11 protein-coding genes are annotated in these 11,689 nt (G+C 45.6%); 3 read left to right on the top strand and 8 right to left on the bottom strand.

Going from position 1 to position 11,689, the window contains the following annotated elements:
* Position 1: 1 nt before the first annotated feature.
* The 7 genes from C1G49_RS11375 to argR form a co-directional block, all read right to left on the bottom strand.
* Positions 2-136, bottom strand: coding sequence for a hypothetical protein (locus C1G49_RS11375; RefSeq protein ID WP_014638808.1), 135 nt, complete (start codon positions 134-136; stop codon positions 2-4).
* A 102-nt stretch (positions 137-238) separates the two neighbouring features.
* Positions 239-2,410, bottom strand: a complete 2,172-nt coding sequence (gene nrdD, locus C1G49_RS06400) for an anaerobic ribonucleoside-triphosphate reductase (RefSeq protein WP_105118665.1) — start codon at positions 2,408-2,410, stop codon at positions 239-241.
* A gap of 140 nt (positions 2,411-2,550) precedes the next feature.
* Positions 2,551-2,724, bottom strand: coding sequence for a hypothetical protein (locus C1G49_RS11170; RefSeq protein ID WP_009910995.1), 174 nt, complete (start codon positions 2,722-2,724; stop codon positions 2,551-2,553).
* A gap of 33 nt (positions 2,725-2,757) precedes the next feature.
* Positions 2,758-3,198, bottom strand: a complete 441-nt coding sequence (locus C1G49_RS06390) for a DUF3021 domain-containing protein (RefSeq protein WP_105118666.1) — start codon at positions 3,196-3,198, stop codon at positions 2,758-2,760.
* The gene (locus C1G49_RS06385; protein WP_044773079.1) at positions 3,195-3,638 is read right to left on the bottom strand and encodes a LytTR family DNA-binding domain-containing protein; all 444 of its coding nucleotides are present in this window, start codon (positions 3,636-3,638) and stop codon (positions 3,195-3,197) included. Before C1G49_RS06385 ends, C1G49_RS06390 begins: the two co-directional genes overlap by 4 nt.
* Before the next feature lie 283 nt (positions 3,639-3,921).
* Complete coding sequence (gene mutS, locus C1G49_RS06380; protein ID WP_105125034.1) at positions 3,922-6,462, bottom strand: DNA mismatch repair protein MutS; 2,541 nt, start codon at positions 6,460-6,462, stop codon at positions 3,922-3,924.
* A gap of 14 nt (positions 6,463-6,476) precedes the next feature.
* Entirely contained in the window at positions 6,477-6,917 is a 441-nt protein-coding gene (argR, locus tag C1G49_RS06375) for an arginine repressor (protein WP_105125098.1), read from the bottom strand.
* Positions 6,918-7,023: 106 nt separating this feature from the next.
* Between argR and argS the strand changes: the two genes are divergently transcribed.
* Together argS and C1G49_RS11280 are read left to right on the top strand one after the other, a co-directional pair.
* Positions 7,024-8,712, top strand: a complete 1,689-nt coding sequence (argS, locus tag C1G49_RS06370) for an arginine--tRNA ligase (protein WP_105125033.1) — start codon at positions 7,024-7,026, stop codon at positions 8,710-8,712.
* 139 nt (positions 8,713-8,851) lie between these two features.
* Positions 8,852-10,660: an SH3 domain-containing protein gene (locus C1G49_RS11280; RefSeq protein WP_105125032.1), complete on the top strand. Its 1,809-nt coding sequence runs from the start codon at positions 8,852-8,854 to the stop codon at positions 10,658-10,660.
* 49 nt (positions 10,661-10,709) lie between these two features.
* Here the strand turns inward: C1G49_RS11280 and C1G49_RS06360 are convergent, their stop codons facing one another.
* Entirely contained in the window at positions 10,710-11,231 is a 522-nt protein-coding gene (locus C1G49_RS06360) for an MFS transporter (protein WP_105125031.1), read from the bottom strand.
* A 128-nt stretch (positions 11,232-11,359) separates the two neighbouring features.
* On the opposite strand from C1G49_RS06360, the gene C1G49_RS06355 reads away from it, so the two are divergent.
* Positions 11,360-11,554, top strand: coding sequence for a hypothetical protein (locus tag C1G49_RS06355; RefSeq protein ID WP_105125030.1), 195 nt, complete (start codon positions 11,360-11,362; stop codon positions 11,552-11,554).
* Positions 11,555-11,689 lie beyond the last annotated feature (135 nt).

The raw sequence follows: 11,689 nt of genomic DNA, 5'->3' as shown, positions 1-11,689 counted from the left end.
ATTATTTTTTCTTATTCTTGGCTTGCTTGAGCAATTCCTGCACACGCGCCTTCTTGTCCTGTTTCACATTGGAATTCTTCTCATGATAACGCGCCACCAAGGCCTTGCCCTTGTCGTCTAATTGGTATTTTCCCATTGTTTTCTCCTTTTTTGAACATAGCAGAGCTATTACATTTTTCTCCCTATTATAACAAACTTCCGTAGTTCCTCAAAACCACGGAAGCCCTCATGTCCTTCTTTATAAACTAGACCCATTCATGTTTTTGACACGGGAAATAATTTCCTTGTGGCGTCCGTTGACCATGGGTCTGGCCTGCGGATTGCCTAGGTAACCACAGGTCCGCTTGACCACATCAACTGTTTTAGGGTCGCTATTGCCACAGTTTGGACACTTGAAACCACGCTCCGTTGGCTCAAAATCCCCTTCAAAATCACAGGCATAGCAATGGTCAATCGGGGTATTGGTCCCCAGATAGCCTACACGGTCATAGGCATAGTCCCAAACAGCCTCCAAGGCCTTGGGATTTTGTTGCAAAACAGGATATTCGCAGTAGTGGATAAAGCCACCGCTGGCACCTGCCTCCACATAGACCTTTTCAAAATCTAGTTTTTCAAAGGGAGTCGGATTTTTCCGCACATCATAGTGGAAGGAATTGGTGTAATACTGCTTGTCGGTGATATTTTCCACCAGACCAAACTTCTCCGTATCCATTCGGCAGAAGCGGTCTGTCAGACTTTCAGACGGGGTTGAATAAACAGAGAAATGATAGCCGTATTGGTCAGACCAAGCATCTGTCAATTCCTTCATTCGTTTGATAATGGCAATCGTGAAATCCTTGGCTTCTGGATTGTCCTCCCAGTGACCACCGTAGAAAACTGTTGCGACTTCATAGAGTCCGATATAGCCCAACGAAATGGTCGCTCTGCGATTTTTGAAAACCTCATCCACCGCATCGGTCTTGGCCAGTCGCTTGCCAAAAGCCCCATACTGATACAAAATCGGTGCATTGGCAGGTGTCGCCTCCTTGACCCGCTCCACACGATAAACCAAGGCATCCTTAGCAATGGCCATGCGTTCTGCAAAGATTTCCCAGAATTTGTCCATGTCGCCCGCTGATTCCATAGCAATCCGTGGCAGATTGACGGTCACAACACCCAAGTTCATCCGCCCAGATGTCACATCCTGACCGTTTTCATCCTGCCAACCTTGGAGGAAAGAACGGCAACCCATTGGCACCTTGAAGGAGCCGGTCAACTCAACAATCTTGTCATAAGACAGCATATCTGGGTACATCCGCTTGGTTGCACATTCCACCGCCAGCTGCTTGATGTCATAGTTGGGCGAATCAGGCTCCAAGTTCAAGCCTCGTTTAACTGTAAAAATCAGCTTGGGAAAAATGGCCGTCCGACCTTCCCGTCCCAGACCCTTGATACGAATGTTGAGAATGGCCTTTTGAATCTCCCGTTCAAACCAGGAAATTCCCAAACCAAAACCAAGCGAAGTAAAAGGCGTTTGTCCATTGGAAGTAAAAAGGGTATTGATTTCATACTCCAAGGATTGCATGGCATCGTAGATATCCTTTTGGGTCTTGGCACGGGCGTAGTCTTCCTGTTTGTCTGGCAAGACCCAGTCTTTCGCTTCCTTCAAATGCTTCTGATAATTGAGTTCCGCATAGGGAGCCAAAACCTCATCGATACGGTCAGCCGAGCAACCCCCATACTGGCTAGATGCCACATTGGCAATAATCTGCGAAATCTGTGCCGTAGCCGTCTGAATCGACTTGGGACTTTCCACATCCGCATTACCAATCTTAAAGCCCTGAGCTAACATGCCCTTGAAATCAATCAAGCAGCAGTTGGTCATGGGAGTATAAGGACTATAATCCAAGTCGTGGTAATGAATGTCACCTTTTTGGTGGGCATTAGCTACATGGGCAGGCAAGAGCTTGAGACCGATAGACTTACCAACGATACCTGCCGTCAAATCCCGCTGAGTATTGAAAACATCCGCATCCTTATTGGCATTCTCATTGACCAAGGCCTGATCCTTGCTCAGCAACTTGTGGATTTCAAAGTTAATATCGGTCGCCTGATGACGTCGAAAATCCCGCTGGGTCCGATATTGGATATAGCGCTCTGCTAGCTCATACAAATGAGCCTTGAGCAACTCCTGCTCCACAATGGTCTGAATTTCATAAATCTGAATGTCGTCTGTAAAACGACGACCAATCTCTTGCAGGCTTGCCCCTAAAACCAGCTGCAGACCAGCCTCTGACACAGGGTGTTCCAATTCCTGATTGGCCCGCGAAAGAGCAGAAAAAATCTTTTGCTCATCAAAGGACACCGTCCGACCGTCCCGTTTCAAGACGACTAAATTCAGTTTTTCTACATCATTTTCTCGCTTCTTCATCTGACTGGCCTCCATTTTTCACTGCTACTAGTGTAACATTTCACAAATTAAAAATCAATATCTTGTGTTAAAAAATATAAAAGTGATAAATTTACACAAAATATAGATTCTATTTCTGAAAAACAAATGAAAACAAGAGCCTATTCTGACTCTTGTTTTCTGGTCCATAAGAAGTACAAATTGATGGCACAGGCCACTAAAATCACAGCAGGCCAAAGCAAGTTGATGACAGGAATTCTGCCAACATTCACCGCAAGAAAGAGGATATTCCACACCACTCCCAAGCTATAGACAATCGTCAAAATAATTTTCATAAAACACTCCAACAAAATGATAGTGCTATTATACTACAAACGACCGTTAATGTCCTTGATTTGCCGCTCCATTTTCCGATGGTTTAGGAAAAATAGCAGAGCGTATACCAAGACAAAGATGAGCCAGAAAAAGAGAAGGGCCCCAAGTTTCACGGGAAACCAGCCAGCCAAAATACCCAGCGGTGTAAAGCCTAAAACCGTGATGCCAAAATGCGTTGCCGTCATTCGCAAAAGGCTCCAGTCCTGTTCAAAAATTTTGTCTGCCAACTGAAACAAAATCCCGATTGCCGCCCAAATGACTACACAAATCAGCATGACAGTTACTTGACTAAAGTTGCTCAGGTAGTAAGCACCCATGGTTGAAAAGGGATTGAGAGGAAGGTAGGTTCCCTGTCCGAAGACAGCTGATGTGATAATGGAGATAATGGTTCCGATAGCGATGCCTAAACTGGCTGATAAGATATATTTTTTCATAGTCCTAACCTTTCTTTGATAACTTTTAGATAGCGACGGGATGAGTAGGTGACTGAGCCATTTTTCATGACCAGTTTGACCAGACCGTTGGCGGTCAGCTTGAGGTGGTCCAGTTGCTTGATGTGAATGATTTCCGACTGGGAGATTTGTAAGAAGTTTGCCGGCAAGTCCTCCTTAACCTGATATAAGCGTAGGTTGGAAGTATAGACATTTTCTACGGTTTCCACTTGCAAGAGCCTATCTTCTAGATATAGCCTGACAATCTCATCATGTTCCACAAGATAAACTTGTTCCCCTTTTTTGACGGTTAGACTGGACCTCTGCTTATCCAAGTTTTGAATATAGGTCATCAAGTGACTAACCTGCTCAGACATAGCCTGTGCTTCAATAGTCACCAAATCTTCCAAAATTTCTGGTGAAATAGCTAATTTTACTTTCATCTTCTCTCCCTTCTCTTTCTGACCCTATTAAACACCATTTCTGTACTGGTTTCAAGGGGTTTTGGCTATGTGGTCGTTTTCCAGCGCTAAACGGCAAAAAAGGGAGTGGGACAAAAATCGGTAACCCGCAGGGTTCGATTTTGTCGTCCCACCCCCGCACAGTTGAGTAGGGCTGTAAAAGCTGATAAAATCAGCTAATTAGAGCCCACTCAACCACTGCGTCAAGTTTAACTATTGAAAAAACAAGGAGGCCAGGACTTTTGTCCAAGCCTCTTCAATCATCTTATAATTTCTTCTTCAACTCCGCCACCGCCATCATGACTTCCATAGGGGTCATATTGTAGACGTCCAGTTTTGCCAGTTCATCGAGGACTGGGTGAGAAGGTGTGTCTGCGAAGAGGTCGAGTTGACCTGACGGCTCTTCCACAACTGTCGGAGCTGGTTTTGCTGGTGCAGTAGGGGCTTGGTTTTCAAGCGTCTGCAAAATCCTGTCCGCCCGCTGCAATAACTCCTCTGGCATTCCCGCAATCTTAGCCACATGAATCCCGTAGGACTTATCGGCTGGGCCTGGAGCAATCTTGTGGAGGAAGGTCACTTGTCCGTCCTCCTCCCAGGTCGATACATGGACATTTTCAAGGCCTGACAGGGTCTGGCTTAGCTCGGTCAACTCGTGGTAGTGGGTAGCAAAGAGGGTCTTGGCCCCAATCTTGTCATGGATGTACTCAATAATAGACTGGGCTAGAGCCATACCATCGTAGGTGGCTGTCCCCCGCCCCAGCTCATCAAAGAGAATGAGCGACTGGTCTGTTGCCAGACGGACTGCCTTGTTGGCCTCCATCATCTCCACCATAAAGGTCGATTGACCGCTGACCAGGTCATCTGCCGCCCCAATACGGGTGAAAATAGCATCAAAGACTGGCAGGGTTGCCTGGTCTGCTGGTACATAGGAACCCATCTGCGCCAAAATGACGATAACCGCCAGCTGACGCATATAGGTCGATTTACCACTCATGTTAGGCCCTGTAATCAGCTGCATGGTCGTCGCCTGATCCAGCTGGATAGAGTTGGGAATATAGGTCTGCTTGCCCATGACCTTCTCGACCACCGCGTGCCGTCCGCACTCAATGTCCAACAGCTTATCCGCATTGAACTGTGGGCAGACCCAGTGTTGCTGCTCCGCGACAACTGCAAAGGCCTGCAAGACATCGATGGTTGCAATGGTCCGAGCCAACTTCTGCAGGCGGCTGATGTATTTTTCAACCTCTTGGCGAATCCGCATGAAAATCTCGTACTCCAAGTTAGACGACTTATCACGCGCCTCCAACATCTGCCCTTCGATCTTAGCCAACTCTTCCGTTCCATAGCGCTCCGAGTTTTTCAAGGTCGCCTTACGGAAAAAATGGTCCGGAACATTGCCCAGATTAGAATTGGTCACATGGAAGTAGTACCCGTCTTTTTTATTGTAATCAATCTTGAGATTGTTGATACCAGACGCTTCACGCTCCTTGGCCTCAATCTCCGCAATCCAGCCCGCCCCCTCACGCATGACCAGACGGTACTGATCCAGCGTTTCGTCAAAGCCCGTACGGATGATATTTCCATCTGTAATAGCCCCTTGGGCTTCTGGGTCAATAGCAGAGCTGATGAGAGCATGCAGTTCTGGAATTGGGTCCAGACCAGCTACCAAGCTAGCCAGAGCAGACTGGTCCATTTGTAGCAAGATATTCTTGATAGCAGGGACATTTCCAAGGGTCTGAGAAAGTTGCAAGAGATCCTTGGGCAAGGTCTTACCAAAGGATACCCGACTGGCCAAGCGTTCGATGTCATAGACACCCTTCAAGGCCTCCACCAAGTCACTCCGCTCAAAGAAGTAATCCAGAAAAACCTGTACCACAGCCTGCCGACTTTCAATCCGCTTGAGGTCAATCAGTGGTCTGTCAATCCAAGCTCGCAAAAGCCGCATACCCATAGCTGTCTTAGTTTCATCCAACAGCCAGTACAAGCTACCATGTTTCTTGCCTGTCCGTCCATTTTCAAGCAAGTCCAGACTGGACTTGGTAGCGTAGTCCATTTGCAGATAGTCCTTGATTTCATAGTGGACCACCTTCTGCAAGTGGCTCAGATCTCGCATTTGAGTTCGATGTAGGTAGCTGAGGAGTTTACCTGCCGCAGCTTTTTCCAAGTCTGTCAGGGAGTTGTCAATCAGCTGGACATCTGCCGTCACCTCATCCTCAAAAGAGAGCAGGAGGTTCATCTGGTTCGAAAAGACCTGCTCTTCTTCCTCCGACAGAGCATAGCCGATAACCAATTCACGCGCCCGCAAGTTACGGATTTCACCGCAAAGACTGGTAAAATCATCTAGGCTAGTCACGAAAAACTGACCGGTTGACACGTCCATGTAAGAAAGAGCAAATTGCACGCCATGACGGTCAATGGTGACCAGGTAGTTGCTGTCGGCTCCCATTTTTGAGGAATCCGTAACTGTACCAGGTGTGATGACTTGCACCACTTCCCGCTTGACCACACCAACTGCCTGCTTAGGATCTTCCATCTGCTCGGCAATGGCTACCTTGTGCCCCAGTTCAACAAGGGTATCAATATACTGCTGGGCTGCATGATAGGGAACACCTGCCATAGGAATGGGATTTTCCGCATTTTTATTCCGACTGGTCAAGGATAGTTCCAAAATCTGTGCAGCCTCTACTGCATCCTCGTAAAACAATTCATAAAAGTCACCCATGCGAAAGAGCAAAAAAGCATCTGGATAGTTTGCTTTGATATCCAGATACTGCTGCATGCCTGGAGAAATTTTCTCTACTGCCATTCTTCCTCTCAATTCTACTCCAAATAATGATTGATCTCAGCTTCGACCTGCTGGGCTGCCTCTTCATCACGACAGATAACCAACAGAGTATCTGCACCAGCCAAGGTTCCCAAAATAGACGACGGCTTCTCTGCGTCAATAATATTAGCCATCAAGGCCGCTTCACCCAAGTCAGAATGAAGGACCAAAATAAAACTCGCCCGCTCAACCTTATAAGCATATTGTGCCAATAATTCAACGAAATTCACTCCCTCTTCTTCAATCGCTAAAGAATAGAAGGAACGACCATTCTCATGAATTTTGATGACACCCAATTCACGCAAATCACGGGACAAGGTTGTCTGAGTTACAATAATCCCCTGACTCTCAAGCCTTTTCTGAATATCCGTTTGGCGTCCAATCTTCTCTTGATGAATCATGTTTTTTATCAATTCATGTCGCCCTGCTTTATTCATCATCTTACCTCAGAATGTATATTTATAAAAATATTATAACACTTTTCACCGCTATTGGCCTAGAAATGTGATAAAATAGAATCAATAACGTTGGAGGAAATCCTATATGAATCAAAAACAAGTGATTGCAGAAAGACTAGCTGCCATCCTTCCGAGTTTGGAAGTAGAAGCTATCTACAATCTGCTAGAAAAACCGAAATCATCAGAAATGGGTGACATCGCCTTCCCTGCCTTCTCACTTGCCAAAGTAGAACGAAAGGCTCCACAGGCTATCGCCACAGACATCGTTGAAAAACTAGACACTACTGGCTTTGAGAAGGTTGTAGCTACCGGCCCTTACGTCAACTTCTTCTTGGACAAGGCTGCTATCTCCCACCAAGTCTTGACAGATGTTATTACTGAAAAAGACCAATACGGTAAACTCAACATTGGTCAAGGACGCAATGTAACCATCGACATGTCTAGCCCAAACATTGCCAAACCATTCTCAGTTGGACATTTGCGTTCAACCGTTATCGGAGATGCCCTTGCCAACATCCACGAAAAACTAGGCTACAAGCCAATCCGTATCAACCACTTGGGTGACTGGGGCAAACAATTTGGTATGTTGATTGTTGCCTACAAACTCTGGGGTGACAAGGCTGCGGTCGAAGCTGACCCAATCTCAGAACTTCTTAAACTCTATGTCCGTATCAATGCTGAGGCAGAAGAAAAACCTGAGTTGGACGACGAAGCACGCCAATGGTTCAAAAAATTGGAAGACGGCGACCCAGAAGCGCATGAATTGTGGCAATGGTTCCGTGATGAGAGCTTGGTCGAATTTAACCGCATCTACGACAAACTTGATGTAACATTCGACAGCTATAACGGCGAAGCCTTCTACAACGATAAGATGGACGAAGGCATCCAAATCTTAGAAGAAAAAGGACTTCTTCAAGAGTCTAAAGGTGCCAAAATCGTTGACCTTGAAAGCTACAATCTTCCACCAGCCCTTATCATGAAGACAGATGGCGCTACCCTCTACATCACGCGCGATATGGCAACAGCTATGTACCGCAAGCGCACCTATGACTTCGTGAAAAGCATCTATGTCGTTGGTCAGGAGCAAATCAACCACTTCAAGCAACTCAAAGCCGTTTTGAAGGAAATGGATTTCGACTGGAGCGACGATATGACCCACATCACCTTCGGTCTAGTGACCAAGGACAAGAAAAAGCTCTCTACTCGTAAAGGAAACATCATCCTGCTCGAGCCAACACTTGACGAAGCTATTTCACGCGCCCTTACTCAAATCGAAGCTAAAAACCCTGACCTTGAAAACAAGGAAGAAGTGGCACACGCAGTTGGTGTCGGCGCTGTGAAGTTCTACGACCTCAAGACCGACCGTGACAACGGCTACGACTTCGACTTGGAAGCTATGGTTTCCTTCGAGGGTGAAACAGGTCCTTATGTACAATACGCATACGCCCGCATCCAGTCTATCCTACGCAAGGCAAACTTTGTACCAAACGCAGAAAATGACTACAAACTGGCTGACGCAGAAAGCTGGGACATCATCAAGCACATCCAAAACTTCTCAAACGTTGTAGAACGTGCTGGTGACAAATTTGACCCATCCCTCATCGCTAAATACGCTATTAACCTAGCTCAAGCCTTCAACAAATACTACGCCCACACGCGTATCTTGGATGAAAGCCCAGAGCGTGACAGCCGCTTGGCACTTGCCTACGCAACTGGTGTCGTCCTAAAAGAAGCCCTTCGTCTTCTTGGCGTAAAAGCCCCAGAGAAAATGTAATACTAAACTATCCTCAATCCTATTGGTTGAGGATTTTTTATCATCAGCGACAAAAAAATTCTCAAAAATTATCAGACAAGTGCGAATAGATGTAGCGAGGGGGAATAACCCCCTACAAAAAATCATCAAAGGAGTCTGAATGACACAACAAGCACTTTCAACAAACCAACCACGCTTTTCTATCCGCACCTATTCTCTAGGCGCTACCTCCGTCCTACTAGCCTACGCTTGTTTGGCAACGGGACCCGTCGCTAGTGCCAACACAGGAACAGAAACAAGTACAAGCGCAGGCTTAGCTACCGTCCAGACCTCGACAAGTAGTTCTACAGGACAGGAAATACCTACACAAATCACTCAGCCAACTACCCCACAAACAGGAACTGAACAAACAACCACAAGCACTACAACTAACCCAAGCAACTCTGGGCAAACCGACCAAACTTCTCAGGAAAAGATTGAAACAGGAACAAGCACATCAGCCGGTCAACAAACACAGCTGACTATTCCCGAAACTAATCAAGCTAAGACAGCAAGTTCCCAAACAAGTTCCCCACAAACAACACCTACAACTAAGGACAACCAGACATCGACTGTCCCTGCAAGCAGTAGCCATCCCCAGACAAGTACGCCATCAACAAGTAGCTCTGCCATTTCCCAAAAAACAAACACCCAAACACAAACCAACACCACCAGAACTCGACCGACTACCCAAACTCGTACTGCCAGCACACGTTCTAGCTCCACCAGTGCCTTGGGGGATGATTATCCTTATACAGCGGTTGACGCTATTGACCCCTGGAGGCTCTACACCCGTCAATGTACTTCTTTTGTAGCCTTTCGCCTCAGTAAAGTCAACGGTTTTGAAATCCCACCAGCTTACGGTAATGCGGATGTCTGGGGATACCGAGCGCAGCGTGAAGGTTACCGCGTGGATATGAACCCTGCCGTGGGAGCAGTAGCTTGGTGGACCTCCCCTATGCACGTTGCCTGGGTATCTAGCATCCAAGGGGACATGGTAGAAATCGAAGAATACAACTACAGTCCTCGCTTCACTTACAGTAGACGACTGATTCATAAAAACTCTGTCAGTGGCTATATTCACTTCAAGGACCTAGCTGGCTCGCCTGTCAGTCAGACCAGTCCTGCACCTACTCAGACGCACACATCTGGCTTAGCAAACAGCGGTACCTATACCTTTACCCAGCAAGCACCAATCAAGGCTCAAGCCAAGCAATCTAGTACAACCTTAGATTACTATTATGCTGGCGAAAGCGTTCGCTACGACAGGGTTCTAACAGCTGACGGCTACCAGTGGCTTAGCTACCTCAGCTACAGTGGACAAAGACGCTACATTCCTATCAAACAAGTACAGTCCTCCCCTGCACCACAGCAGCCAATTGTATCAACTCCTACAAAACCTCAAGGAACAATCCACATTACAAATATCAATCAAGCAGAGGGTAGTTTTGAAGTTATCATCACCAATGTAAAATCTCCCAAAACTATCAAATCAGTATCTATTCCAATTTGGTCAGATAATAATGGGCAAGATGATATCATCTGGTATCCTGCTCAGCGACAAAACGATGGCAGCTACAAGGTAAACGTTCAAGCAAGTAAACATAAAAATGACCGAGGACTCTACCACATCCATGTCTATTACACAGATTCCTCAAACAAACTCGAATTCATTACTGGAACTACAACTCAACTAACAGCAATATCTCAACAAACCAATCAAACAAACAGTAATTTACCAGCATCGGGTACCTATTATTTCAAGAGCAAAGCCATTGTCCGCAATCGCCCTAGCCAGTCCGCAAGTGAAATCACCTACTACGGTGCTGGTTCTTCTGTCCGCTATGATCGGGTCGTCACAGCCGAGGGCCGCCAGTGGATTAGCTATATCAGCTATTCAGGAGCTCGTCGTTACATTGCTATCCCATAAAATAAAAGAAACTGCAGGGTCAATATGAACCATGCAGTTTTTTGGATTTTTAAATATCAGTAGAATTGATAGCTGTACTTGGTTTCTCTTTTGGCTTACGCAGATGGAAGAAAATGGTCACACCAAAGTAAATGGCAAATAGGACAATGTTAAGGATGTAAGCCCCTAGCATGCCTGCTGCTGTCACATCACGCACGCCTGCATCTGAGTAGAGGTTGGCAATCCCTTTACTTGCTAGGTAGTTATAGGTATTCAGCAACAAGGTTGAAAAGAGATAGCCAATGTAAAGATAAGAAGCCAGCTCATTTTTCTTCTTGAAGAGGAAAACAATGACCGCAATCAATAGACCAAACAGGACTAGGGCTGCAATCTTTTGAAGAATACTATTCTGAAGATTGGCTGTTTCGCGCGAAACAAGAATTAACTCTTCCACATCAATCCCAACAGCTCCCTGCATAGCTGTGCGAAGTTGCTCCTCGTTAAATGTCTTAACAAAGGCACTGAACAGCCTTAAAATACAGGCAATACTGGATAGTATCACAAAAATATACAGATGAATTGGTCTTTTCATATAAGCACCTCCTAATTTTAGTCTTATTCTACTCCAAAAAACATGCTTTGTCAATGTGATTTTGTGAACAAATTGAAAAATATATATTAAAATGCTATAACAAAGAAAAGTAGCAAGGAGGAAAAGTGATGAAACATTTCAAAAAATACTACTGGCTATACTTATATCTCTACCTACTCTTTTATCATTTTTTAAAATTACTCTTCCCTGACCTCACTGATATCCTAGCTGCTATCGGTTTTTGGAGCCTTGTTGTCGCCCTGCTCTATACCATCTACTACTGGATTTCCTACTGGCTCTATGTCCGTAAACAGAAGAAATAAGAACAATCTCCTCTAAGTTAGACCTAGGGGAGATGATTTTTATCTAGAGGCAAGATTTTGGAAAAGTTGAAAAGACAAATCAATAATGGCGACTATCTAATCTTCAATCTCTATACCCATCACCAACCTTTACAA

Origin of the sequence: Streptococcus suis, from assembly GCF_002960625.1 — a bacterium.
GTDB lineage: Bacteria > Bacillota > Bacilli > Lactobacillales > Streptococcaceae > Streptococcus > Streptococcus suis_T.
This window is presented reverse-complemented; position numbering and strand designations above follow the sequence as displayed.